General features: G+C 55.3%; 25 protein-coding genes and 2 tRNA genes. 5 read left to right on the top strand and 22 right to left on the bottom strand.

What is annotated here, in order from left to right; all coding sequences use genetic code 11:
- Window positions 1-100: 100 nt before the first annotated feature.
- The 4 genes from topA to J7I12_RS04445 form a co-directional block, all read right to left on the bottom strand.
- Entirely contained in the window at window positions 101-1,924 is a 1,824-nt protein-coding gene (gene topA, locus J7I12_RS04460; RefSeq protein ID WP_208361004.1) for a type I DNA topoisomerase, read from the bottom strand.
- A gap of 113 nt (window positions 1,925-2,037) precedes the next feature.
- Window positions 2,038-2,583, bottom strand: a complete 546-nt coding sequence (locus tag J7I12_RS04455; RefSeq protein WP_208361002.1) for a cysteine hydrolase family protein — start codon at window positions 2,581-2,583, stop codon at window positions 2,038-2,040.
- A 165-nt stretch (window positions 2,584-2,748) separates the two neighbouring features.
- Entirely contained in the window at window positions 2,749-4,980 is a 2,232-nt protein-coding gene (locus tag J7I12_RS04450; RefSeq protein ID WP_208361000.1) for a zincin-like metallopeptidase domain-containing protein, read from the bottom strand.
- The gene (locus J7I12_RS04445) at window positions 4,970-5,176 is read right to left on the bottom strand and encodes a hypothetical protein (protein WP_208360999.1); all 207 of its coding nucleotides are present in this window, start codon (window positions 5,174-5,176) and stop codon (window positions 4,970-4,972) included. The genes J7I12_RS04450 and J7I12_RS04445 overlap by 11 nt, the downstream gene beginning before the upstream one ends.
- A 362-nt stretch (window positions 5,177-5,538) precedes the next feature.
- On the opposite strand from J7I12_RS04445, the gene abc-f reads away from it, so the two are divergent.
- Window positions 5,539-7,032: a ribosomal protection-like ABC-F family protein gene (abc-f, locus tag J7I12_RS04440; protein WP_208360998.1), complete on the top strand. Its 1,494-nt coding sequence runs from the start codon at window positions 5,539-5,541 to the stop codon at window positions 7,030-7,032.
- Here the strand turns inward: abc-f and traF are convergent.
- From traF to J7I12_RS04360, 16 genes are all read right to left on the bottom strand, one after another.
- On the bottom strand, window positions 7,029-7,538 hold the full coding sequence (gene traF / locus J7I12_RS04435; protein WP_236031569.1) for a conjugative transfer signal peptidase TraF: 510 nt from the start codon (window positions 7,536-7,538) through the stop codon (window positions 7,029-7,031). The two genes, abc-f and traF, sit on opposite strands and share 4 nt — an antisense overlap.
- Window positions 7,516-9,552, bottom strand: coding sequence for a type IV secretory system conjugative DNA transfer family protein (locus J7I12_RS04430; protein ID WP_208360997.1), 2,037 nt, complete (start codon window positions 9,550-9,552; stop codon window positions 7,516-7,518). Before J7I12_RS04430 ends, traF begins: the two co-directional genes overlap by 23 nt.
- A gap of 67 nt (window positions 9,553-9,619) precedes the next feature.
- Window positions 9,620-10,783 (bottom strand): TrbI/VirB10 family protein, encoded by a 1,164-nt coding sequence (locus J7I12_RS04425; protein ID WP_208361033.1) that lies wholly within the window; start codon window positions 10,781-10,783, stop codon window positions 9,620-9,622.
- Between the two features lie 65 nt (window positions 10,784-10,848).
- Window positions 10,849-11,400 (bottom strand): conjugal transfer lipoprotein TrbH, encoded by a 552-nt coding sequence (locus tag J7I12_RS04420; protein ID WP_208360995.1) that lies wholly within the window; start codon window positions 11,398-11,400, stop codon window positions 10,849-10,851.
- Entirely contained in the window at window positions 11,400-12,329 is a 930-nt protein-coding gene (gene trbG / locus J7I12_RS04415; protein WP_208360993.1) for a P-type conjugative transfer protein TrbG, read from the bottom strand. Before trbG ends, J7I12_RS04420 begins: the two co-directional genes overlap by 1 nt.
- 8 nt (window positions 12,330-12,337) lie before the next feature.
- Window positions 12,338-13,066, bottom strand: coding sequence for a VirB8 family type IV secretion system protein (locus J7I12_RS04410; protein WP_208360991.1), 729 nt, complete (start codon window positions 13,064-13,066; stop codon window positions 12,338-12,340).
- 9 nt (window positions 13,067-13,075) lie between these two features.
- Window positions 13,076-14,191, bottom strand: coding sequence for a P-type conjugative transfer protein TrbL (gene trbL / locus J7I12_RS04405; RefSeq protein ID WP_208360989.1), 1,116 nt, complete (start codon window positions 14,189-14,191; stop codon window positions 13,076-13,078).
- Window positions 14,192-14,200: 9 nt separating this feature from the next.
- Window positions 14,201-15,001 (bottom strand): P-type conjugative transfer protein TrbJ, encoded by an 801-nt coding sequence (gene trbJ, locus J7I12_RS04400; RefSeq protein WP_208360987.1) that lies wholly within the window; start codon window positions 14,999-15,001, stop codon window positions 14,201-14,203.
- Window positions 15,002-15,132: 131 nt separating this feature from the next.
- Window positions 15,133-17,547 carry a VirB4 family type IV secretion/conjugal transfer ATPase gene (locus J7I12_RS04395; RefSeq protein ID WP_208360985.1) on the bottom strand — a complete coding sequence of 805 codons (2,415 nt, stop codon included), beginning with the start codon at window positions 17,545-17,547 and terminating at the stop codon, window positions 15,133-15,135.
- Window positions 17,541-17,837 (bottom strand): conjugal transfer protein TrbD, encoded by a 297-nt coding sequence (trbD, locus tag J7I12_RS04390; RefSeq protein ID WP_208360984.1) that lies wholly within the window; start codon window positions 17,835-17,837, stop codon window positions 17,541-17,543. Before trbD ends, J7I12_RS04395 begins: the two co-directional genes overlap by 7 nt.
- Window positions 17,834-18,181 carry a TrbC/VirB2 family type IV secretion system protein gene (locus J7I12_RS04385; protein ID WP_208360982.1) on the bottom strand — a complete coding sequence of 116 codons (348 nt, stop codon included), beginning with the start codon at window positions 18,179-18,181 and terminating at the stop codon, window positions 17,834-17,836. The genes trbD and J7I12_RS04385 overlap by 4 nt, the downstream gene beginning before the upstream one ends.
- Complete coding sequence (locus J7I12_RS04380) at window positions 18,150-18,365, bottom strand: Com family DNA-binding transcriptional regulator (protein ID WP_208360980.1); 216 nt, start codon at window positions 18,363-18,365, stop codon at window positions 18,150-18,152. The genes J7I12_RS04385 and J7I12_RS04380 overlap by 32 nt, the downstream gene beginning before the upstream one ends.
- Complete coding sequence (trbB, locus tag J7I12_RS04375; protein WP_208360978.1) at window positions 18,362-19,342, bottom strand: P-type conjugative transfer ATPase TrbB; 981 nt, start codon at window positions 19,340-19,342, stop codon at window positions 18,362-18,364. Before trbB ends, J7I12_RS04380 begins: the two co-directional genes overlap by 4 nt.
- On the bottom strand, window positions 19,342-19,818 hold the full coding sequence (locus tag J7I12_RS04370) for a hypothetical protein (RefSeq protein ID WP_208360977.1): 477 nt from the start codon (window positions 19,816-19,818) through the stop codon (window positions 19,342-19,344). Before J7I12_RS04370 ends, trbB begins: the two co-directional genes overlap by 1 nt.
- A gap of 9 nt (window positions 19,819-19,827) precedes the next feature.
- On the bottom strand, window positions 19,828-20,553 hold the full coding sequence (locus J7I12_RS04365; protein ID WP_208360975.1) for a nucleotide-binding protein: 726 nt from the start codon (window positions 20,551-20,553) through the stop codon (window positions 19,828-19,830).
- 19 nt (window positions 20,554-20,572) lie between these two features.
- Entirely contained in the window at window positions 20,573-20,920 is a 348-nt protein-coding gene (locus J7I12_RS04360; protein WP_208360973.1) for a hypothetical protein, read from the bottom strand.
- A gap of 317 nt (window positions 20,921-21,237) precedes the next feature.
- On the opposite strand from J7I12_RS04360, the gene J7I12_RS04355 reads away from it, so the two are divergent.
- The 3 genes from J7I12_RS04355 (at window position 21,238) to J7I12_RS04345 (ending at window position 23,240) form a co-directional block, all read left to right on the top strand.
- Window positions 21,238-21,543, top strand: coding sequence for an immunity protein (locus J7I12_RS04355; RefSeq protein ID WP_124791468.1), 306 nt, complete (start codon window positions 21,238-21,240; stop codon window positions 21,541-21,543).
- A gap of 18 nt (window positions 21,544-21,561) precedes the next feature.
- Window positions 21,562-21,786: a hypothetical protein gene (locus J7I12_RS04350; RefSeq protein WP_208360971.1), complete on the top strand. Its 225-nt coding sequence runs from the start codon at window positions 21,562-21,564 to the stop codon at window positions 21,784-21,786.
- A gap of 251 nt (window positions 21,787-22,037) precedes the next feature.
- On the top strand, window positions 22,038-23,240 hold the full coding sequence (locus tag J7I12_RS04345) for a tyrosine-type recombinase/integrase (protein WP_498794055.1): 1,203 nt from the start codon (window positions 22,038-22,040) through the stop codon (window positions 23,238-23,240).
- A 15-nt stretch (window positions 23,241-23,255) separates the two neighbouring features.
- Here J7I12_RS04345 and J7I12_RS04340 read toward each other — a convergent pair.
- Both J7I12_RS04340 and J7I12_RS04335 read right to left on the bottom strand, forming a co-directional pair.
- Window positions 23,256-23,332: transfer RNA gene (locus J7I12_RS04340), tRNA-Glu, on the bottom strand.
- A 10-nt stretch (window positions 23,333-23,342) separates the two neighbouring features.
- Window positions 23,343-23,417 (bottom strand) — tRNA-Gln (locus J7I12_RS04335).
- Between the two features lie 362 nt (window positions 23,418-23,779).
- On the opposite strand from J7I12_RS04335, the gene J7I12_RS04330 reads away from it, so the two are divergent.
- On the top strand, window positions 23,780-25,222 hold the full coding sequence (locus tag J7I12_RS04330) for a putative sulfate exporter family transporter (RefSeq protein WP_118230040.1): 1,443 nt from the start codon (window positions 23,780-23,782) through the stop codon (window positions 25,220-25,222).
- Window positions 25,223-25,227 lie beyond the last annotated feature (5 nt).

Here is a 25,227-nt window from a genome sequence, read left to right as displayed (position 1 = left end):
CTAATTACTTAGAAAACTTTCTTCAACTCGTCTTCTCCAGGAAAATTTTGTGCTGATTAACAAGAACGATGCTCATGGTCAAGTAATTTGGCGATTTTTTCTATGCGCGATTCCCCTGACACTCCGGCCAACCTGTGCAACCCCAAAAATCATAGCCACCCTTGCCATCTTTGCCGGGCTTTTTCACCCGATGCACCATAGGCTTGCCGCATTTTTCGCAGACCTTGCCCGTGGCCTTGGCAAACTCCTGCACTTCCCTGGAAAGCTGATCGTGGGCCGAGCCTATGACTGCCCGGTATTCCGCTTTCTCTTCCGCAATATCATCAAGGGATTGCTCCATTGTACGGGTGAAGTCGTACTCAATGAAGGAAAAATGCCCGCAGAGGCCGGAAACGATTTTTTCGCCAAGGGACGTAGGAACAAGGAAGCGCTTTTCGGTTTTGACATAGCCCCGGCTTATGATGGTATCCAGAATCGCCGCGTAGGTGGACGGACGGCCAATGCCGCGTTTTTCCAGTTCGCGGATAAGGCTGGCTTCCGTGAATCTGGCGGCGGGCTTGGTCTTTTTTGTTGTGACCGTTCCCGTCAGCGCCGTGGCTTTTGTGCCGGGCTTCATGGCCGGGACGGGATTGGAAGGCTCTGTCTCGCTTTCCTCGCTTCCTTCGTCCTCTGCACATGGGCCATCTTCCTGATCGGCCAGAACCTTCCAGCCTTGCGAAAGCAGAGTACGGCCCTTTGCCTCAAATAGAGCCTGTTTCCCGTCCACGTCCGCGCCAAGTTGGAGCGTCCGTACCGCATAAACCGCATCTTCCAACTGGCAAGCCAGGGAGCGCAGCCGGATAAGACGATACAGGGCTTTTTCTTCCGCCGTTTCCCCGGCTTCCTCAACTTCAATATGTGTCGGTCTAATGGCCTCATGTGCTTCTTGCGCCCCCTCTTTGGATTTCCATTTGCGGGGCGTTTCCACCAGGGGCCAGCCCTTTGCTTCGCAATACGCCCGGATCGCTTGGATCGCCTCTTGTGAGAGATTGGGGCTGTCCGTTCTCATGTAGGTAATCGCGCCTTGCTCATAAAGCCGTTGCGCCAGTTGCATTGCCTGTTTTGGAGCAAATTTGAGTGACGAACTGGCGGCTTGCTGCATCGTTGAGGTGGTGAAGGGAACTGGAGGCGCGGCGCGGCTTTTGGATTCCTTGCAATCCTGAATTTCCAGGGAGCGCAGGGCAGCCGCTTTTTCCGCCAGAGCCTTGTCTAAAAGGTATTCTTGCCCCTCAACGGAACCGGGCAACCAGGGCTTGACCAGAAGCGCGGCCTTCCAGCCGTCCGTAATGTTATCCACATTTTCAAAGGTCAGTTCCGCGCCGTAATGCGTTGTGCTGGAAAAATCTTTGATTTCCTTTTCCCGTTCCACCACCAGACGCACAGCCGGGCTTTGTACCCGGCCAGCGGAGAGCTTTTCGCTGGTAGCGTTGGAAAGAGGGCCGGAAACCATGTAGCCGCAGAAGCGATCCAGCACCCGCCGTCCTTCTTGTGCGGCCACCAAGGCCATATTAATGGAACGCGGATTGGAGAGCGCGGCGCGTATGGCCGATTCCGTGATTTCCGCATAGGTGACGCGTTTGGCGTTTTTGAGTTTTAGGGAATCTTGCAGATGCCACGCTATTGCTTCGCCTTCGCGGTCAGGGTCAGTGGCAAGAAAGACTTCTTCCGTGTTCTTCACCAGCCCGGCCAGCCGGGACAAAACATCTTTACCTCTATCCGTGGGAATATACTGCGGTTTGAAATCCGGTGCAGCCACGCCCATTTCCTTGACGGGCAGATCGCGCACATGACCGACAGAGGCGGCGACCTTCCAGCCGGGGCCGAGGATTTCCTGTACCTTTTTTACTTTGCCGGGGGATTCGAGAATAAGCAGTTTCGCGCACATGACGTTTCCTTAAAAGGGCCGTCATGCGGCGCGAGATTGGGGCGCGAGTCCCGCAGAGATTCAATTTTTTGGACTACATAAAGCGCATGGATTCATACTGGGCGATTTTCCAATTACAACCCCGCGCAAATGCTTGCTGTATCCAAGACGTTGGCAAAGAAGCCGTTCAGAGCTGACATGTAGGCTGTCTGCACATCCAGGGCGGATACGGTTTTGCTGTTGAAAGACAAATCTCGCGTGGCGCAGGCGTCATGGGACAGCGTGCAGGCAAATCCAAGATCGCAGGCTGCCCGTACAGTGGTGTCAACGCACATATGGGTCATCATACCGGCCATGATGAGTTCTGTGACCGACGCGGCCTGTAAGTCCCGCAACAGAGTCGTTTCCCGAAAGGAATTCGGATAATTTTTTTTGATCACGGCTTCGTTGGCAAGCGGTTTCACGCAGGGATGAATTTCCACGCCTGTCGTGTCCGGCAGAAAAAATACCGCGCCGGGCCGGGTGGAAATATGCTGAATATGAAACACCGGGAGTTTTTTGTCTCTACAAGCGGCAAGCAGCTTACCCGCCATAAGTCCGGCGGACTCACTGCCGACTAGTTCCATCTTCCCGTTTGGGAAGTAGTCGTTTTGAATATCTATGAGCAGCAGGGCTTTCACTTTTCATTTCTCCTGTCGTGGTGTGGTGCAGGTTGTTCCGCCAGCTTCAGAGCGTCCAGAGGCCGGAAACATCCCCGTACATGCACATCTAAATGATCACGCAGAGTCTGTCCAATGCCGCCATGATAATACGCATATCGACTAGAGGTCGGCAGCACACTGCATTTACAAAGACAACTCCCTTTCGCGACCCAGGCTTTTCCCATGCGTTGGAGCCTTCTCCCGTTCCAGCCCCAGACCTACCTGCCTTTTGACCTCGGCCAGTCCACGGGACTGGTGTAGATCGTTGAAATCCGTCAGCCCCTTGGCTCGTTCTTCATCCGTGAAGATCGGAGCCACAACTTTGCCACCGACCTCTTGGGCGGCTCTCTGAGCCAGCTCCACGCCCTTGTTCCAGAGTTCAGTGCCTTCCGGTGTGCGGCGGGTGTGTTTGTGGTCATTGTCCGCGCAGATGGTGATCGCGGCGTTGGGGAATTTCTCCCGCAGCTTTTTGGCTACAGGCTCCAGATTGCCCGCGTCAAAGGCCACGGCTACGGGCTTTTCCGTTGCCATATGCAGCGTTGCGCCCGTGGCGTAGCCTTCGGTTAGGATGATTTCGCCTTGGGCTAAATCTTTGGAAGAGCCTTTGCCGGGGTCGGCAATCAAATGGAAATTGCCGTTTTTCTCCATCCCATACATGAAGCGCTTTTCACCCTCCGGGGAAATGGTTTGCAGCCCGCGCAATTCCTTGTCCACTGTCATGACGGGAACAAGCAGAGTGCCGTCTATCTCTTCGCGCACCCCGAAAGGTTGAACACCCTTGGCTAGTAAATAGGGATTATCGGGAGAGGCCCAATCATGGGCGATCCATTCCGTATGAGCATCCCGCGCTGTTTTATGTTGCTGCTCCAGAATTAGCCGCTGCCGTTCTTCCCGTTTCCGGGCAATCTCGGCGCGTTGGGCTTCCAACTGCTCTTTGGTCAGGGTATGGCCCGTGGCAACCCAGGTCGTTTTTTCGCCGGCACTGAAATTCTGCATCCAACCGGCAGGACGTTCATCGAGAAAGCCGCAATATGCGCCGTCAAGGTCGCTGCCGCTCCTGCCAATGAGCGGAACACGGTGTATCTGCCCGTCCATGATCGGAGCTTTGCCCCGTAAATCCAGCCCGGCTTGTTCCAGGGCGTTGGCAAATTCCTCTTGCGGCGGCATGGACGGTTCCGGCGCGGGGGCTTTTTCAGGCATCCACGCGGCCAGCGGTGTGAGGTCGGTTCCTTCCGGCGCATACCAGAACTTGTTATCTTTATCCCACTTCGCGCCGAACTTCTTTGCCCGTTCCTTTTCTTTGTACGGAACGGCGAGGAAAGTTTTTTCCTTGGCCGGGGTAGCGGGAACGCCCATAGCGGCAATTCCCTCTTCTCTTTCAAGGACTTTCCCGCGCTGATTTTCCTTTTCCGGCTGCACAACGTGTTCCGGGCCTTCCTGCCGGAGTTCCTTTTTCCGTTCCAGGTCAAAGACGTATTCCTTGATTTTTTCCGCGTCACGGCAAGCCCGCACAATCTCGTAAGGGTCTTCTTTCAGAACTTGAATCCACGATTGCACATAGGCGGCATGTTGGCCGGGATCGTGGCCGATACCGATTTCCTGTCCGAGCATCCATGAGGCGATTTCCGCCCGGAGTTCTTCCCGCGCATACTTTTCCGAACCAAAGGGGCCAAACTCGCGGTTGAGGCGGTTTTCATCACCCGTCCAATGCCCCAACTCATGCAAAGCCGTGGCGTAATATTTATCTGGCGCGTCAAAATTTTCCTTGGGCGGCAGATGAATGGCGTCTTCCATGCGGCGGTAGAAAGCCCGATTACTCTGATCGTGCCGTATGTCCGCGCCGGAGGCGGCAAGGATGTTTTCGGCCTTTTCTATGGGTTCCCACTCATAGGCTTTATCCGTAAGTTGAAGCGGCGGAATACCGTCAACCTGTTCCGCGTTGAAGACGTGGGCGAAACGGACAATGGGCTTGTCCAGTTCCACTTTTTCTTTTTCCGGCTTGCCGTCCGCATCGAGGACGGGCTTGCCTTCTTTATCCAGCTTGTTTTTTTCATCCGTGAACTGGAAATAGACCACGGGCGTGGCCTTGCTGCCGGGCAAAATGCTGTAGCCCTGATCATTGGCCTGTTTGAGAGTCATCCAGCGCGGATCGTCATAGCCGGAAAGCGCCAGATGCACCCGGTTCATGCCCCGGTACACCGTGCCGGAGGCGGGATTGTGGGGAGCCAGAGGCGTATTCCCCGGAGTCCAGGGAATTTGCCACGGGGCCGTGCCTTCTTGAAGGCGCTCAATAATTTTGTTGGCAAACTCTTCATGAAAGGGCGGACGCTTCTTATTTTGGGGCTTTTGCCTGTCCTTTTTGGTGCTATCCGACATAAACCACCTCACCGGAGTTATTGACGGTTAAAAGGCCGTCTTCCACGATGTCGGCCAGAGTAATGGCCTCTTCCACAAACGCGCCAAGGTAGTCCGCAACATCGGGATCGAGCGGCACACCAAGAACAACCGGATTTTCTTCAATTTGTCGGGCTATGGCCGTTGCTGCGGCGCGTAAATATTCTTTGTTTTGCATGGTAATTTCCTTTGAAGGTTGAGGGTTGCTTTTGTAAAAGGCCGCATCTTGACGTACGAAGACTTCCGCCTTAAAAAAATGGCAGGTCATACATTTCAGGAACCTCAACAGGACAGGGGTACATGGAAATTTCCCGCTAAAAACCTGACTAGTGTTTTGCGCCGTGAAGACGACAAGGTTGCTACGCCTTGCGCGTTTTCAGGTGTGCGGGAATTTCGCTTTGCCTGGTTCTGAGCCGGACGTTCGTCATCCTTTGTGGTGTCGGGTGCGTGCATGCAGAGACTGCGGAAAGGGAATTTCCGGCAGTCTTTTTTATGCGCTCCCAACAGAAAGGGGAGCCGGATGAGCGGGAGGCTACTTGTATGGCTTTGATCAATATTGCCAATCTGAGTTTTGCCCATGACGGCGGGCAAAGCATCTTTGACAATGTTTCTTTGCAACTCGACACCAACTGGAAGCTGGGGCTTATTGGCCGCAACGGACGCGGCAAGACCACCTTTCTCAAGCTGCTGCTCGGCGAGTATCCGTTCAGCGGCGTTATCAGTACGCCGGTTGCCATGGACTATTTTCCTTTTCGCATACGAAACACGGACCAGAACGGATATGCCGTCGCGCGGAGCATCTGCACGGATCTGGAGGAATGGCGGTTGGAACGGGAGGCCTCGCTGTTGGAACTTTCCCAGGAGGCGTTTGAGCGCCCGTTCAACACATTGAGCGGCGGAGAAGGCACAAAGCTGCTGTTGGCAACCTTGTTTTTGCGGGGAAACAACTTTCTGCTCATTGATGAACCCACCAACCATCTGGATGTTCAGGCCAGGCAGGTTGTAGGCAGGTATTTGCGGGCCAAGAGAGGTTTTATTCTGGTCTCCCATGATCGCAGCCTGCTCGACAGTTGCGTTGATCATGTGCTGTCCATCAACCGGGCTAACATTGAATTGCAGCGCGGCAACTTCAGTTCCTGGCAGGTGAATCGTGAGCACCGGGAGCAACGGGAATTGGCAGACAACGACAGGTTGAAAAAGGATATCGTGCGTTTGGAACAAAGCGCCCGGCGTAGTGCCGAATGGTCGCGGACTGCGGAAAAGGGTAAGTTTGGCGACGGACCTGTGGATCGCGGCTTCATAGGCCATAAAGCGGCGAAAATGATGCAGCGGGCCAAGTCCGTGGAGGCCAGACGTAACAAGGCAATGGAGGAGAAATCGCAGTTGTTGCGTAACCTTGAAAACGATGCTCCGCTTTCCATGCGGCCACAGGCGTTTCACAGTAGGCGGCTGGTCGAGTGCAACGGCCTTTCCATTGGCTATGACGACGCGATGGTGCTGTGCGATATTACTTTCAGCGTCATGAACGGTGAACGACTGGCCTTGTGCGGTAAAAACGGTAGTGGAAAATCTTCCCTGCTGAAGCTCCTTTCGGGCCATCCCTTCCAGCCAGGGGAAGTTCAGGGCTATTTTCACCTGCCGAAAGCCCTGAGCATTTCCTATGTGCCGCAGGATGCATCGTTTCTGGCTGGAAGCCTGAAGGATTTTTCCCGTGAGCGGGGCATTGAGGAATGCCTGCTCCGGGCCGTGCTGCACCGCTTCGGCTTTGAACGCAAGCAGTTTGATACGGATATGGGCGATTTCAGCGCCGGGCAAAAGAAAAAAGTCCTTCTCGCCGCGAGTCTGTGTGAAGAAGCGCACCTGTATATCTGGGATGAACCTTTGAATTACATTGATGTTATTTCCCGCATCCAGATCGAAAAGTTGATTCTGGACTATCAGCCGAGCATGGTGCTGGTGGAACACGATCAGATGTTCTTGCAACGGATAGCCACAAGTATCTTGGATTTGGGGGAGTTGGGGAATGGCGCTTAGTTCCATATCCACACCGCCTCAACCCGCTGGAGGGAATCGAGTGGAACAAATCCGAAATAGCGGCTGTCGAAACTGCCGGGATGATCGGCTAATACCAAGGCCATACCGGGGGGAATGACGCCAGGAGCCAGGGCCGGAAACATGGGCCGTCCGTGGCTATCCACGGCGCAAATCGGGCGTGAATACGGGTCAACAGGATCTCCCGGCAAAGCGGCCACACGTTTGAGCAATGGACGCAGCCCGGAGGGGCAAGAACCAGGTTCCAGATAGCCTCTTTCCAAAGCCAATTCCGCAAACTCGCCAGCCAGACAAAAGCTAACCAGATCGCCTTTTGCCGGAGGGCCGGACCATGAATCTTTGGGAAAGACGCGGTAGACGCCTTTAGGCAAAGACGGTGTAGGGTTGAATCGGAGGCCCGCCCCAAAGACCAGAGCAAGGGCCAAAGTAAGAAAAATCAATGAGAGCAGCGCCAGACGCGCCCCCTTACGCAACGAAGTATTGTTCACTGGAAACCTCTTTCTTTTCGGGAGTTGGAGTTGCGGCGGGAGCTGGCGTTGCCGAGTACCACGCCGCAGGGCGCGGTTCGTAAATGGAATCCGTTATGCCGCTTTGAAATTGGGGAGTCAGGCCGGGAACCGGAATTTTTGCACGGGCCGAGAAAACCGGATCGAAGAAATAGAGAATTTGCCGACCGTAGATAGGAGATTGCCCGGCTGTAAAAATCAGCATATCGCCGGGCTTTATCACCTTGCCTTGAGAATTCTTTCCCGGCCCGGGGAGCCTCATGCACTCGTCAGGCGTGAGCAGGGGCCGAGCTGTTTCCGTGACATTGACCGAGGCGTTTTTCATGTGTCCGGTTCTGGAGCCGGAAAGAGAAACCTTTTCTTCCACGACAGTGGTTTTGCCCGTCATGTCGGAAAGGGTTTTGGCCGTTTCAATGGTGTTCGGCGCATAGGCAATGCGGACATGGCAGTTTGCCATGAGCGCGTTATCCTTGCCGTACACGGCATTGAGTTGGGTAATGTCCTGAACGATGATGTAGACTTTGCCGCCATAGCCAGCGATATAGGCCAAAGCTTTTTCCATGATGGGGAGCTTGCCCAAGGACGTGAACTCGTCCAGCAGAAGCAAAAGGCGGTGTTTGTACCCGGCCTTGCTGGAGCCGTCCGCAAACTCCATTTTGGCGCAGATACGGCGCACAATCATATCCACCATGAGCCGCAGCAGGGGCCGCATCCGGTCAATATCCGCAGGGGATATGACAAGATACAGATTCACGGGCTTTTCATGGTTCATCAGGTCATGGATGCGGAAGTCGCAAGAAGCGGTATTCAGCGCCACCACCGGATCGCGGTACAGCGCCAGATTGGTCAGCGCCGTGGAAACTACGCCGCTGGCTTCGTTTTCTGCCTTATTGAGCATTTCTCTGGCGGAACTGGCGATAAAGATATGTGCCTTGTCGCCGCCCTCACCTTTGGGGAAAAGCTCTTTGAGCAGAGCGACGTGGTCAGTTTTGACCATTTCCTCAAAAAGCTGTTTGATGGTGCGGCTCTCGTCCGCCAACATGCAGGAGAGGTCATAGAGGGTGGCAGTACGCTTTTGGGCGTGGCGGGTCATGATGCAGCAATGCAGGATCGCCCCGCCGAGCATGGCGAAAGCCGCTTTGCTCCAGTGGTCTTCAAGCCCTTTGCCCGTTGGGTCTACCAGCATGGAAGCCATGTTCTGCACGTCCGGTATCGCCAGCAGCGTATCGAGGCGGATTTCTTCCAGGGGATTGAAGCGGGCCGACGCGCCGGAAGGGTCGGAGGGATCAAAACGCAAAACAAGCTGATCTTGCGATTTGCGCCACCCGGCAGTTAAAGCCCAGTTTTCGCCCTTAATATCAAGAACGATGCTGGAGCCTTCCCAGGCCAGCAGTGTGGGCAGAATCAGGCCCACGCCCTTGCCGGAGCGCGTAGGCGCAAAGACCATGATATGTTCCGGGCCGTTGTGCCGAAGGTACTGTTGCACCTCTTCCGGCTTGCCCCGGAAAGCGCGGAGCATGGAAGAAAAACCAGCGTACTTTTTCAGCCAGCCGCCTACATAGACGCCCTTGCCTTCAAAGTAGCCCATCGTGCGGATTTCGCGTTCTTCCGCCCACCGCGCCGAGCCGTGCAGATTGGCATTGGAGCGCAGTTTCTTCTGGAAGCAGAGCCAAAATCCGATAATCAGAAATTGCGGGAGCAGGAAAAGAACCTGGCTGTGAGCTATGGCCTGATCAATAAAACCGTAGGTATCACTTGCCCCGAACCGTTCTTGCCAGACAAAGGCCGACCAGGGGGCATACCAGGGAAGATCGAAGGCAAATCCCCACGGCTGGCCGAGAGCGGCCTGATAATCAAAAAACGCCGCTATGCGTTGGGTTGCCAAAACCATGCTGCCAAGACCGAGCAGCAGCATGAACGGCAGATAGAGCCAGCGTAGGCGGCTTTTGGGCGTATCAATGCCCAGGCCATATTTCGGAATTTTTTTCGCGGCCATGACGTTCTCTTGTGGAGGCCGTCAGGCGGCGCAGGATTGGGCGCGAGGCTCGCAGGAGGAAAAAAAGTTACCGTTGCGGACGGTACGGCTGTTGAAAAACCATATCTTTCGTCACGATCACATTGAACTGATAGCCGGGCCGGATTTCCAGTGTGGGCTTGATGTTCAGGTTTCGTTGCAGGAGTTGGAGCGTTGTCTGCCCAAGCTGTGCAGCCAGGGCGGAACCCATTTCATCTTGCAGCGTGGGATTGTCGCTATCACCGCCGCTATCCAGTGAATCCATCGTATAGGCCATGCCGCCGCTGATCATGCTCATAAGAATGGCCGAGCCGAATATGCGGAAATAGTGGTTATCCACCTTGTCGGAATATCCGGCGTAGCCGCTCTGGTCAGAACCGGGCATGGCTCCAAGGGTGATCGCGGAGCCGTCAGGGAAAACAACGCGGTTCCAGGCCACCAAAACCCGTTCCTGCCCGTAGATTACGCGGGAATCATAAACGCCAAAGAGTTTTGCCCCTTGCGGCAACAACAGATGGTTTCCCGTGGCCGTGTCAAAGACGTTTTGGGAAACCTGAGCAATGATGTTGCCGGGCAGATCGGAATTTATCCCCGTCACCATAATGCCGGGAATCACCGCGCCCGTTTTGACTTCATACTTTTGCCCGGCAGTTCTGGCGTGGGGCAGAATCCAACTGGAATCCTTCCCGGCCCGGTCAAAGAACGCCTCTTTATCCTTGTCCGCCGCCGGGTCATAGCCGTTTTCCCGCAGCCCGGAAATGTCGGGCATGGACATGGAAGGTCTGTCAGGAGCGGAACCGGAACCAGTAGACGAAGCCGGAGCGGTGTTTGACTGGCTGGCCTTTTGAACGCCGAGCGGAGCCGAAAGCGCGGTGAGTTGGGCTTGCGCCTTGATGCGCCGGAGGTTTTCCAACTCCTGCCGGTAATTGTCAGATTGGCTTTTGTCGGACTGCACCACGATCAGCGGTTCCCGTTTCGCACCGCCCTGCGCGGGCGCATCCGGCACCACCAGAGCGGGCGATCCGGCTGGTGGAGCCAGGGCGAGGCCGCGCCCTTCGCCCATCAGCAGCGGCTTTTCTTCCTCTTTGATATCGACTTTCGGCGTCCCGGCCTGTTCCTCTTCCTGATTGTGAGCAAAATTCACGCTGTAAACCAGGACGCCGAGCAGTAACAGCCCGGCCAGCAGCACGGCATAGAGCGGCCACTTGCTCATGCGGGCGGCATTGACCTTTTTTGTCGGCTCCAGACTGTTGGGGGTGGTATCAGACATATTTCCCCCTATTCCGTGAGGAAATTGCGGGTAGCGTCATAGGCTTTTCCCGCTGTTTCTTTTGTTTTGCCCGCAGCCTTTTGCAGCATGGAACGCTTGAACGCAATTTCCGTGCGGCTTTGCCCGGCTTCCGGCTGGCCGCTGGAGGTGTAGGCCCGCGCAATGGATTTGCCGTGTTCTTCCGTGTCCGAAATGCGGAGTTGCAGATACCACGCGCTTTTTTCGCCCTTCTCGAAAATCGCGTCCAGGGTGTAGGCGATAGCCAGGGCGTCTTGCCGCGTATCGGGCCGTACATCGGGAACCAGCGTGAAGCCTTTCGCCCGCAAACCGTTCTCAAAGGCTTGCACAAAGCCGTTATTCACGTCTTTGGCCGGGACGAGGTGAATAGAAGTATGCCCCGGAGGATACAGGCTTGAGAGGCAGTCCACGGCATCGGCGGCGATAGCGGCAACGGCGCTTTCTTCCGACAGCGGCCCGCAGTAGGAACCGACAGGCCCGCGCCCCGCGCATCCCGAAGCCAAGAGCACCATGAGCAAGAGCGGGAAAATGAAAGTACGCATTACTTTTTCCCCCTTATGACTTCCACTTTCTCTTGATCTCCGTCCAGGCCGACAATGAGCGCGATCCTCTCAAACAGGCCGTCAACAACCATTGCCGCGTCCTTCACCCGGTAATTCACCAGCACGTCACGGCTCCCCTTGCGGACGAGCAGCACGGGCATTTCCCCGGACGCGGTTTTTTCCGGCAGCCGGATAAAGGTCTGCCGCCCATCGTCATAGACGCGCTCCGGCTTCCAGGCGGCTTTGCCTTTGACCTCGTAATTGAAATTGAGTTTGGACAAATCCGCGTGCTGGCCGTCAATGGTGGTGGAGTTCCATTCCTGTTCCCTGGCTTCTCTGGCTTGCCGGGCCGCGTTTTGGCGGTTCAGCGAATCCGCGTAGAGGAAACCGACATAGGGAGTATGCCCTTTGCGTTGTGACACAAGACGCAGATGGTAGACGCGACGGTTTGTGGTAATCACCGTGGAGGTTTCCAGCCCGGCATCCACGGGTTTGATAAACAAATGCACTCTGGCATCAGGGCCGGAGCCAGCGGAGCCGGATTCCACCATCCAGCGGGCCGAATCGCCCACCACGAGTTCATTGACGATTTCTCCGGCTTCCAGCTCCACATCCGAAACTTGCATGGGCGTCGCCACAATCGTGGGGAGACTCGCCCCGTGGACGTAAACGACCTTGCCGCCGCCGGACAGAACCGGATCAATATTCTGCCGTGCCCAATCCTGGGACAGGCTGAGAGCCTTTCTTTCCTTCGGAGTGAGCGGCACGACCTTGGGGCTGATATAGTCGATTTCCGGCACGGCTTTCCCGCCGTCCACGCCGCCTATGCCGTCTATGGCCGGAGGATAGCCGGGCGGAACGTCCTGGGCCGCAAACGCGGGGTTGGCGCAGAGCGCCAGGGTGAGAGTCAGAAACAGTATTTTTTTCATGGAACACCTCATTCCTGATTGTTTTGGGGTTTGGCCGGGGCGGACGCACCCACAACCTTACCAGCGGACAGCGCCGTAATATAAACCCCGCCCGGATTGCGGAGCAGAACGGCGTCCGCCGTGGGCGGATTGATCTGGATCGTCACCGTGGCTTCATAGGTATGGGAATCGAGCATGACGCCCGCATGGCTGCGGACGGTTTCAACCCACTCCACCCGGTAGGAATCGGAACTGACGGGCAGCGGCAGCCCTTTGATCTCCACATGAACCAGCTTGCCGCTCTTGGCGATTTCATAGGGGTTGTTGGCTTCATACCACTGACGCAGAACGCCCTTGGCACTCCCGGCCATGAAGAAAGAAAGCCGCTCGATCATTTTTTGTTGGAGTTCCACGTCCGCCGTGACTGTGCGCCAATCGCTGACGCATTTGGCGATCTCAGCCTGAATCAGCCGCTTCGGGGTTGCGCTGGCCCTGTCCGCCCGCGCCACAACGGCAGCCTTGCCGAGCGCATCCACCTCGATGATATAGGGAACCGTCTTGACCTGGCTGGCCTGGATCACGTTGCCGGTGATGGAAACCGTAGCAATCATCAGGCAGAGAAACGCCGTCATGCGCCATTGCGCCGCCCGGCTGATGTAGGAGCCGTAGCGTTCAAGCCATTCTTCGCGCCCGTTCAGGTAGGGGCTTCCCCCCTTTTCCTGTACGGGCGGTGTGGTTTTTGATTTGAAAAAAGACATAGATACCGCCTATGAGTTGTCGTTATTCATTTTCGCCCGTTCAAGCCGATCCTGCATTTCAGACCGGGTACGGGTACTAAGGGATTTTTCCCCGGAGGTTTTCGCGTCCTGCCGCGCCCCCCACAGGGATTTCGCCATGCTCGCCGCTTTGCCAAGGCCGCTTCCACCTTCCATTCCGGCAACTTTCGCCGCGTCCTTCACGTTCTGGATGGTGTTGCTTCCGGCGATCATCGTGCCGAGAGCCGCGCCGCCTACAGCAGCAGCCGAGGCAGTGAGCGCCGCGCCGCTGGAAACGTGGGAACCATTGATAATGCCAGCGCACACGTCAGGCAGGGATTTGACCAGGGCGAGAAGCACCACGGACGCGCCGATGACCACAAAAATATCCTGCAATTCTGCCGTGGACGTGGAAAAGCCTTCGATGAAGGCAATGCCCACGCCAAGGACGAGTTGCATGACAAAGAGCTTGAAGGCCACGGCCAGAACGTAGCGGATGGCGTTGACGGCATAATCTTTCAGAAAGGCGCTGCCGCCGAAGGCCACCAGGATCAACGCCGCCGCCATCGACACCATTGCTTCGCATTTGATGAAAACGACTTGCGCGGAAATCAGCGCGAAGCAGATGATGATCACCAGAGCGGCCAGCAGCAGAGCCACGGAGTTGCCCGGCGACCAGATGGAGAGTTTATCCAGAACCAGTTTGACGAGCTGCATCCCGGTTAGAAACGGCGATTCCGAAGAGTAGCCGCCGGGGGTCAGTTCCCTGCCGATTGCGCCCAGACCGTTAATCAGATTCCACGACCATTCTTTGTAGTAGGTAATGACCGCCAAAAAGAATCCGGCCATGAGCAGGAGCATGACGAACTGTTTCAGAATGTCGCCAAGCTGATCGCGGTTGAGCGCGGCCTTGATGCCGAGAAAGCAGACTTCCAGAGTCACCAGCCAGCGGAATACCGTCAGGGCGTACTTCCGCAAGGTCGGCTCCCAGGAGCTTGTTTTGTTGTAAAACTCATGTACCAGCCGGGACACGAAATCTTCATCAGCGGCATATGCCTGCTCCGGCAGGAACAGGAGCGCCAGCGCCGGGAGGCAAAGCGCGGCCAGAAACAGAAAATGTTTTTTCATGTCCGCCGCCTAAAAGGGATCGGGCTTTGCTTGCCCCTTGCCGATTTTGTTTGTTTTCAAGGTGTCCCGCCATGCCTCTTGTGCCATCTGGCTTTCTTTTTCCGCCTTCATCTGACTGGCCAGACTGGATTGAACTTGTGTGGCCATGAGTTCACGTAGTTGCCGGGCTTCCTGCACCTGGAGGGCGGAAAGTTGGTTCCCGGCCATGATCGCCTTTTGCTGGCCGTCCGGCGTGGAAAGCAGTTCATCAAGGTATTGGTCGAAACGCCCGGCGTCCTTTTGCAGCTCTTCAAGCTGGTGGCCGGAAAGCTGGAACGTGGCTTGGGAAGCCTGATCCACGGATTCAGCCCATTTGTCCCACTGTGCGCGATACTTGGCGTTTGCTTCCGCTACCCGTTCAGGAGTTGAAGAAGCCAGACCGCCGAGAAAGCCCAATTCAGGAAACAGGGAATTGAAAACTTCCCCAAGGGCCACTATGTCGCCGCGTTGGGTTTTCAATTTGTTGGTAAGGAGGGAAAGTCTTGTCAGGCTTCCTTTGAGTTCATTCACCAGATTGGCCGGAAGCTGCACGGTGTTCTGAATCATATTTTGATACTGCTCGATATTTTGCTGCACCATGCGGATTTGTTGAGCCGTTTGGGTTATGGATTCCTGATAATCGTTCATTAACGTGGCGAGTTCTTCCATGTTCGTGATGCGATCCAGCATTTGCACCAGCATATTGCTGCAATTCGTGCATGTGACGACAAACGCCTGTGCAGGACTGGCAAGCATGACCAGCATGGCGAGGCTTAAAAGATACTTTTTCATAATGACTCCTTAAATTTCTGTGAAAGAGGCGAAGCGTGGCCGAGAACAAGGAAAAGGCCGTTTTTTGCGGAGGGAGTGGACTCTTCTCGTCCATGACCGGAGCAAAAAGCGGTCTTTGACGCAGTAATCGGTCACGCTCCGCCTCTTTCCCGCAGCCATTCGTGTTGCCAGCCGTTGCCCCCGTATTCCGCCGCAAGCTCCTGAATCCGGGCAATGCTTTCCTTGTCTGACGCGCCGACAAAGGCCAGCGTTTTAGGGCCAAGAGCAAGCTGCACTTGCCGCCGCCCCAACGGCGAGACAACGTAGTAATCGCGCTTCGGCGTGGCGCGGGCGATAATGTTGATTTGGATTTCATTCAGGCCCATGCCCATGTAGAGTTCGCGTTGCGCTTCCTGTGTGGCCGTGAGGTTGGGCAGGAATATTTTTGTCGGGCAGGATTCAGCCAGAACGTCAAGGATACCGGAGTTTTTCGCGTCCGAAAGGCTTTGCGTGGCAAGGATCACCGCGCAATTCGCCTTACGCATGACTTTCAGCCATTCCCTGATTTTCGCCCGGAATACCGGGTGGCCGAGCATGATCCAGGCTTCATCCAGCACAAGGATTGTCGGCGTTCCGTCCAGGGACGTTTCAATGCGGTGAAAGAGATAGGTCAGAACCGGAATCAGGTTTTTGTCGCCCAGGTTCATCAGGTCTTCAATTTCAAAGACCATGAACGGCGAAAGGGTCAGATCGTCCGTATCCGCATCCAGCAGCCGCCCCATTGCCCCTTGCGCGGTGTAGTGCTGGATAGCCTCTTTAATCTGATTATCCTGTACGATGTGATAGAAGCTGGTCAGGGAGCGCAGATTTTCCGGCTGTGCCGACAAGTCCAGCATTGCCGCGTGAATGGCGTTGCGGTGTGACGGCATTACCGTGATCTGCTGCAACTCCATGAGGGAAGCGATCCATTCTTCCGCCCAGGCCCGTTCCGCTTCGGAATCAATGCGCTGGAGCGGCGCGAATGAGAGCTGGTCGGAATTGCCGATGTTATAATGCGTCCCGCCAGCCCCAAGGCAGAGCGGAAACATGCTCATGCCCTTGTCAAAAGCGTAAATGCGGGCGTTTTCATAACAACGGAACTGCGCTGCCAGGGTTGCCAGCAGTGTGGATTTACCCGCGCCAGTCGGCCCGAAAATCAATGTGTGGCCGAGATCGCCCACATGAATATTGAACCAGAACGGCGTACTTTTATCCGTGGTCAACACAGCCAGGGGCCGGGAGTTTGGCGGATAAAAGGGGCAGGGGCAGACGGGGGAGCCCGTCCAGACCGAAGCCAGCGGCAACAGGTCAGCCAGGTTCAGCGTATTGACCATAGGCCGCCGCAGATTGGCGTACCCATTGCCCGGATGCGTTCCAAGCCACGCTTCCAGGGCGTTGATGTTTTCGATCCGGCAGCCGAAACCAAGCGTCTGGATATTCCGGCGCAGTTCCCGCGCCCAATCCTGCAACTGCTCCTGATTCTCGTGCATCAGGACGATGCAGGAAGTCAGGTAGCCAGCACCCACATAACCGCCCTGCACTTCGGTCATGGCGGTTTCCGCGTCTTCGGCCATCAGCAGCGCGTCACGGTTGGCGCGGGCGTTGGGGTTGTTAAAGAACTGGTCAAGAAACCTGTAAACCTGTTGCCGCCAGCCCTTGCGGTAGGAGTCGATTTCCTTTGTGGCATCGTACTGGTCGAGGCAGATAAAGCGCGTGGAAAACCGATACTCCAAAGGGAGAGATTCCAAATCCGCAAACATGGCCGGAAAGGATTCTTGCGGCAGCCCGTCAATGGAAATCAGCGCAAGATGCTTCCCGCCGAGTCGGGGGATGACTCCCCCGACCAGATCATTCCCGGCGAGAAGGTGATCCAGATACATGGCCTTTCTCGGCACTCGCAGCGGGTGCAAATCGCCGGAAACACAATGCTGGATATGGGAAAGAAGGTCAGATTGTGTATAGGCTTCGCCATCATCGGAATACGCCTCATATTCCGTGAGCCGCTGCATATACAGAACCGAAGACAAGGCATCTTCCAGTTCTTCCAGGGTGTTTTGGAACTGCCCCAAGGCTTTTTCCAGCACGGGGCTTGTCGCTGTTCCCGCTTGTACTCTCCCGGCCAACTTTGCAGCCTCAAAATTCGGCTTATAGGTAACGGAAAAGACTGTGCTGGTGCTGAAACATCTGTTGCCACTGAAAAAAGCCCGGCGTTCATCGTCAATGAGTTGCGTGACCGGATCGGGAAAATGCCCCTTGTCCGGCGCGGGGTAGGCCCGGTGACTGCTGCGGATGGAATCCACATGGAGCATCCAGCCGGTTCCGAGCAGCCGGATCGCGTTATTGAACTGCGCGGACACAAAGGCCAACTCGTCAGGCGTGGAACTGGCCGTATCCTGCCCCCGGATTTCCCAGGCAGCCAAAAATGAGCCGTCTTTATTGAGAATGACGCCCGGCGCGACCAGGGCGGCATAAGGGAGCAAATCCGGCAGTCCCTTGGCTCTGGAGCGGTAGTCTTTGAGTTTCAGCATTTGAAACCCCCTATAGCCCGCCAGCGGCTTGCCTTTGCCGGGTAAAACTCCTGTTGTTTGATATGCCGCAGCCAAACCCGGCTCATAATCGGGTCAGCCTTTGCCATGCGCCGGAGCGCAAACACGGCCATAATCCAAAATCCGGCAGCGGAAACGATGGAAACAGCCGTCAGACCGCCCACGCCCACCAGCAGCGCGACCAGGGCGCTGGTCATAACCAGTTCCCTTTCCGCGCCGAGGATATGGGCATGGCGGTGCAAGGATTGATGAATGGGGAGCGGACGGCTCATATAACCGCCCCGGAAAAAGAGAACACGCTATTGACGATGGAAGCGGCGAAGGCGATAAAGGAAATACCGAACACAACGGATAAAAGTAATTTAAATCCGCCGCTTATATCATCTTTATTCATTATAAAAATGACGCCGCACAAGGCCATTGCCACAATGGAAATCCATTTACCCGCAGGGCCGGTGATGGTGTTCACCACCCGTTCCAGGGGGCTGGAAAATTCCGTGATGCCGCCCGATGCGGCGGCTATGTCGGGGAAGCACAGGCAGAGAGCCAGAAAGCCGAAAACGGCAAAACGGGAGAGGGAAGAACTACGAGCGGGAAGGAAGTTGGTTACGCGCATAACGATCTCCGTAGAGGCCGTCATGCGGCGCGGCGTTGGGGCTTGTAGCCCGCAGGACGATTCTGCTTTTGCAGCGAGGGCAGAAAAGCTCGATTTCTCCAACTTCTATGCGACCCTTTGCCAGAAGTTTGTTGCACTTCCCGCAGCGAAGAGTGCTGGGATCGTGCGCCTGTTCCGTTTTCATACGCTTTGTTCCACCTTGTAGAGATACTCCGTTTTGTAGGTGTCCGTTTTCGGGTCAAAGCCATCCACGCGCAGGATGTTTGATATTTGCCGCCGATTGTCCGGGGTCTTTTCCATGAACACCACCAGATCAACCGCCCGGCCTATCAATTTCTGCTTGGGGCCAAGGCCCGCTTCCTCTACCAGTTCTTCCAGGCGGGGTAAGGCTTCTTCCGCGCTGTCCGCGTGAAATGTGCCTATCCCGCCCGGATGCCCCGTGTTCCACAGTTTCAGAAGTTCCAGGGCGGCGGCGTCCCGCACTTCGCCTATCAGAATACGTTTGGGGGCGTAGCGCATACTGACCTTCGCCAATTTTCGCATATCAACATCGGCAATGACCGATGTACGGAAAAACACGGCGTTGGGGCTTTTGGATTGGAGTTCCGCCGTATCCTCTATGATAATCAGGCGGTGTGTGGGCGTGAGCGTGGAAACCGCGTCAATGACCGCGTTGACGAAGGTAGTTTTTCCGCTGGAGGTTCCCCCCACGACCACGATATTCCAGCGCCGCAGCACGGCGTCATGGATAATATCGATCACCCGCGCCGTGATGGAGCCGGAAGCCAGATATTCTTGGAGGGTAAACACCCGGCTGGCTTTTTTACGGAGCGAGAACGAAGGGCCGGGGCCGACAATGGGCGGGAACGTCCCTTCAAATCGTGAACCATCCAGCGGAAATTCGCCTTCCACTATGGGACTACGTTCATTAACCGTCAGATTCAGGCCGCTTGCCACCTGGGAAAGAATCAATCGGCTTTGGGCGGGCAAAACAGTGCCGACACATTCATGGTCTTGCCCGTACTTTTCAATCCAGAGCGTCCCATCAGGATTGAGCATAATTTCTATGACTTCCGGGTTTTCCAGCGCGTCCATAAAAACAGGCCCGCAGGAGTGGCGCAGCCCGGCCAGCAGCCGAGGGTCGTCACAGGCCCGCAGCATTACCGTACCGCCTTCAAGATAAAAACCGCCACATTCAGGAGAGCGGACATGCCTACAATCACGGCGGCAAGGTAGATATTGCTCTTGAAGGTTGAAAGCCGGGCCGCGTGATCGTCAAAAACTTTGCGGATACCTTCAACCGAAGCCGAGGAAAGGCTTGTGGAAAGCTGGGTTACCGCCGCTTGTACGCCGGAAACATATTCGTCCGTTTTTTCGGCCATGAGCCGGGTCAGCCCTTTTTCATGCCGGGCCTGGAGTTTGTCCACTTCCGTCAGATAGGCATTGAGGATTGTGGCGATCATCAATGTGGCGTCATCTTTGGGCAGCATGACGTTATGCGCCTTTGCCACCACGGAACGGATCTGCTCCAGCGTGAGGCCCACGCCCGGCGCATTGCCCAATTCCGTTTCAAGAGGGGTGGGAGCGTCAGTTTCTTGCGAGACAGCGGCTTCCACAGGGGAAATTTCTTGTGACACGGCTTCCCCCTACACCAGAGCCGCGTTGTTCACGGCTTCCACCAGTTCGTTCCGGTAGCGTTGCAAGCGGGAGCGCACCACAATGGACTGACCGGAGTTGATCGCGGTTTCAAAACTCTGGCGCTTGGCGAACAGGGTTTCCAGGTCTTTGCCGATGGTGGCCTTGTTGCCTTGGGGAATGGTGATAATGGCATGAAATTGCGCGGCGAATTCCTGATAGACCTTGAATTCTTCAAAGGGCTTTCCGTCCATGACGATTTCCCCGAAATAGGGATTCAGCCAGACCACAATGGGCGTTGCCGGAAAGCCAAGGGCCAGGGAGCGCAAACCAAGAACCGTATCCCCAATGGCTTGCCCGCCCGTGACAACCGAATGGAAAAAGACGGAATGCCCGGCTTCTTCCAGAATGCCGATGATCGTGTTTTCCTTGATATAGCTGTTGAGGGCGAGGAAGGAGGACGCGCCATTGTCCACAATGACATGGGTTTCCGGCGCTTGCTCCATGATCGCGTCGATAAGCGTGTCAAACTGGCGCGGGTCAATGTCGCCGTGTTTCAGAATATCAAGACAAGTAACCTCAAATTCCTTGAACCCGGCCAGTGTGGCGTTTACCGGGTCAGTATCAAAGGCGGCGACCTGTTTACCGAGAAGGCCCAACACCTGATACAGAATCGACGCAATCATGGATTTGCCCACGCCGCCCTTGCCTTGCTGAATGAAATGCACTGTTGCCATCGTAGAGACTCCTGTAGGGTTAAATGCCGTCTTCCAGACTCATCTTGCGAGGATCGGGAAACGGTTCTTTGGCGGTATTGACGATCCGGGGGCCGGGACGGGGATTTTGTTGCGCGGGCGGCGGACTGACCGCCTTTATGGAGGCCGAGGGAGTGTTTTCTTGGGAGAAAGGGAGCGGAGAGGGTTTTGCTATTTTTGCCGTCAGCTTACAGAATGTGACATAGGCCATTGAAAGGCGTTTTTCGTCGAGGAGCCTTTCATAAATGATCCGCTTGCTGAATCCTTGGGACAGCATGGACTCGACTTTTTCCAAACATCCAAGAATTTCCACTTTTGCCATGTTGTGACGCAACGGCTTACCGGACATGGTTTACTCCGATATTTTGCTGAATTTCTTGCAGTTTCACGATAATCAGATTGGAAATTCGGGGCGGCAGTTCTTCCCCAAGACGAATTTTTCTACGAATATTCCTGTATTGTCTATCGGAATATCCGAGAAAAAAAGCGACCTTTTCATGTGATCCAATAATGCTGACAAGTGAATTTATTGCATCATACATAGCTTTTGACCGTTCCTTGATGGTAAGGATTTATCGTAAAATAACTACGAACATTCCTATAGACAAGGAAAGATTTTCCGGGTAGGGAAATTTTTAGAAAAAGTTGTAGCCGATTGGAGGAAGCATGGCCGGAGAAAATTATTCGCAACGCTTGGAACGAAAATTTGTTGATATTGTCGCCATGCGAATGGAAGAGGACAACCTCAAGAAAGGCCAGTTTGCCGTGAAAGTCTGGCCGGAACTGTCCGGCAATGCGGCGGCAACCAAATGGGCGCAAATTCGCAGCAAAACCTACCATACAGGCAAGCCGCAGAGCGTCACGATTGCCGATGCCAGCCGCATGGCTTTAGCCTTGGGGGATGATCTCGGTTATCTTTTGTCGGTTGCGAAAAGGGAGCTGGATAAAGAAATTAGAAAAGGCATCAGATAATCATTACGGAGGGTTCGTATGGAACGGCATGAGGATGCTTTGCGGGAATATGAGGAAAAGGCGCGGGAATTGCTGGATTTGACGATGGATCTCTGTGAAAGCCGTGTCGCCAAGGCTCCGAGCCGGGCGACAGCGCCACGCGAAGCGTTGACGGCGGCGGCAATGTCCGTGCAGGAATCGGTAAATACCTTTTTGGCGGTGAACCGTCTTAAAGACAAATATGGCACTCCAGAAAAAGAGTGATTTTTTTTATTCTGTTACATAGGAATTTCCTAAGAAAAAAAGCGTTAAAACGCCAAAAAAATAGAAGTTGCGGCCTATGGGACTCAAAGAATTACAACAGGAATTTGGTGCACCTATGACGGTTTCGCAAGTTGCGGAGCTTTTAGGGGTTGACCGTCGAACAATTACGAAATATCCTGAATTGTACGGTGGCGTGTGGGTTGCACCAGGACGCCTACGGTTCTTTGAAAATCGCATAAGGGAAATACTGGATGCCAACACGATACCCAACAAAGGCGGGTGTGCAGTGGCGGGCGGTGGTAAAGATCGACAAGAAAGTCGTAGCCACAAAGCTGTTCCCCAACGGATTGGAAGGGAAACGGGACGCCGCCAAGTGGGAAAGAGAAACAAGGGAACAAATGCTGACGGAGCAGACGATAGTGACCCCTACGGTTACGCCGACTGTTACGGAATGGGCGAATAGGTACAGCGCCTACACCGAGCAGCAGTTTACGAAGCAGACTTTCAAGGAGAAAGTGCGCGTGTTCAAAATGTTTATCTCCCACACCAAAGTCACCCAACTGGAGGCAATCACGCCGGATATGGTTATGAGGTACTTGCAGAAGCAGAACGATACCCGTTCCGGCTTTTCCGCCAACAAGGATCGAAAAAACCTTGCGGCGGCATGGGAATGGGGAAGGCGCTACATGGACGGCTTCCCGACAACGCCGAATCCTTTTCTTTCTATTCCACGCTTCAAGGAACAGCGGAAACCCCGCTACGTTCCGAGCGAGGAAGACTTTTGGAAGGTGGTGAACGTTGCGGAGGCTCAAGACAAAGCCATGTTGCTGGCTTTCTTCTACTTGGGAGCAAGGCGAAGTGAAATCTTCCGCCTGGAATGGGAAGATATCGACTTCAAACGGAACCGGGTACGTCTTGGGACGTGCAAAACCAGCGACAGATCAATGCGCCACGATTGGGTGCCCCTGGCGGCTCCCTTGCGGGAGGCATTGCTGTTCTGGCAGGAAGCGCGGCCCTACAAGACGGCCTGGGTGTTCACATGCCTTGATGATTCGCCAAGCCCCTGGCACAACCCCGGAGAAGCCTACCGGGCCAGAGGGCATTTCATGGACACGATATGCAAACGCGCTAAGGTGAAACCGTTCGGCTTTCATGCCATCCGGCACCTTCACGCCAGCATATTGTTCAACGAAGGCACGGAACTCAGCGTAGTGCAGCGCCAGCTCAGGCATACGAATCCGAACACCACGGCCCGCTATCTGCGGAGCCTTGGCTACGAAGCGGAGCATGAGCAAAAGGTGCTGGCGGTAATGGAAGGAAGAGGCCCCGCGAAGGTGCTCGACTTTGCGAACGGGGCGGCCAAGAAAAAAGGCTCTCCTGATCTGGCAATCAGGAGAGCCGGTACACAGTCCCGGTACACAGAACCGGGTAAATTCAAGGCTACTGGAGCGTAACCTATGGGAATCATTTGGCGTCCCCAAGGGGATTTGAACCCCTGTCGACGGCGTGAAAGGCCGTTGTCCTGGGCCGGCTAGACGATGGGGACACCCTATATGTGGCTGGGCTGCAAGGACTCGAACCTTGATTAGCGGAGCCAGAATCCGCCGTCCTGCCAATTGAACGACAGCCCAACGCGAGAGATAGGTGTATGTGAAAGGCGTGCCCCTGTCAATAAAAATGTCGGCATTTTTTTAAAAAATTTCATACATGGCACGAAAGTAGGGAAAGGCGGTCGCCCTCGCCGGCGGTTGTTAAACTTTGAACGAATACTTGACAATATCGAGCATACAGGTAAGTTGACGTGGAGACGTCACTGCGGTTCCCAAATGCGGGCGGCCAGTGAGTTTCAGTGGTTCTTCCGTCGTTACCGCGGCAAATCCCGTCGGCCCAGTCGTATGTATCAAACAGATACAAATCGATTGTTGCGGCCGGGAGGTGACGGCGGAATGGTGTTTTAGGTTCACTTGCATAATCTGCATGGAGGAGTTTGGGTATGGCATCAACAAAGGCAGGTTATAATGAGGATAAAGTCGCCCTGCTGATTGGCTGCTTTATCTTCGTTCTGGGCCTCGGCAAAATGGTCGGCCTGGATCCGTTGGGTTGGGTTCTCAAAATGGGCATGTGGGTTGATAACCCCGTGGACAGCTGGCGTTCGGCCACCAAGGGCATGCTGCCCGGCTGGGGTGCGCTGGTTGCCAGCTATGTGTTCATTACCGCTTTGCTCGCCATCGGCGTTAAGGCCATGAAGGGCAATGTGGGCAAGTTCATTTATGGATTTACTATCATTTTCTTCATTGGCATCGCCTGCTACACCGTGGGCGCCAACGCTTACGTGGCCGCCAACCCCACGCAGCTCAGCAAAATGGGCATCACGTGGTCCTTGGGACTGAGCACGGAAGCGGGCCTGATTGTGGCGCTGCTCATGGGCATCTTTATCGGCAACTTCGCTCCCAACTTTGCGGAATCGTTGCACGATGCCTGCCGGCCAGAGCTGTTTGTTAAAATCGCTATCGTCATTCTGGGTGCGGAATTGGGCGTGAAGGCCGCTGATGCTGCCGGTTTTGCCGGTCACATCATTTTCCGAGGCCTCTGCGCCATCGTGGAAGCGTACCTGCTCTATTGGGCCCTTGTGTACTACATTTCGCGCAAATACTTCAAGTTCAATAAAGAATGGGCCGCGCCTCTGGCTTCGGGCATTTCCATCTGCGGCGTTTCCGCGGCCATTGCCACGGGCGGCGCCATCCGCGCCCGGCCTGTGGTGCCCATCATGGTTTCCTCGCTGGTGGTTGTGTTCACCTGCATTGAAATGCTGATTCTGCCCTTTGCGGCGCAGTACTTCCTGTACAGCGAGCCCATGGTGGCCGGCGGCTGGATGGGCCTTGCGGTCAAGTCCGACGGCGGCGCCATCGCCAGCGGCGCCATCACAGAATCGCTGATTCTGGCCAAAATGGCCGGTCTGGGCACCCAGTGGGAGCCCGGCTGGATCGTGATGGTGACCACGACGGTCAAAATCTTTATTGATATGTTCATCGGCGTCTGGGCTCTGGTGCTGGCATACATCTGGACCGCCAAATTTGATAAGACCCGCGGCGAGCGCACCATGACCTGGGGCGACGTGATGGACCGCTTCCCCCGCTTCGTGCTGGGGTATCTGGGCACCTTCCTGATCCTGCTGACCATCTGCCTGTCCTCGCCTGAGCTGCACAAGCTCGGTAAGGGCATGTCCGGCGCCATGAACGGCTTCCGCGTGCTCTTCTTCCTGCTGACCTTCTTCAGCATCGGTCTGGTTTCCAACTTCCACAAGCTGAAGGAAGAAGGCATCGGCCGGCTCGCCGTGGTGTACATCGTGTGCCTGTTCGGCTTCATCATCTGGATTGGTCTGTTCATTTCCTATGCCTTCTTCCACGGCATGACCCCGCCTGTGGTGGGTGCGTAGTCCAA

Origin of the sequence: Desulfovibrio diazotrophicus (assembly GCF_902498985.2) — a bacterium.
Classification (GTDB): domain Bacteria; phylum Desulfobacterota; class Desulfovibrionia; order Desulfovibrionales; family Desulfovibrionaceae; genus Desulfovibrio; species Desulfovibrio legallii.
This window is presented reverse-complemented; position numbering and strand designations above follow the sequence as displayed.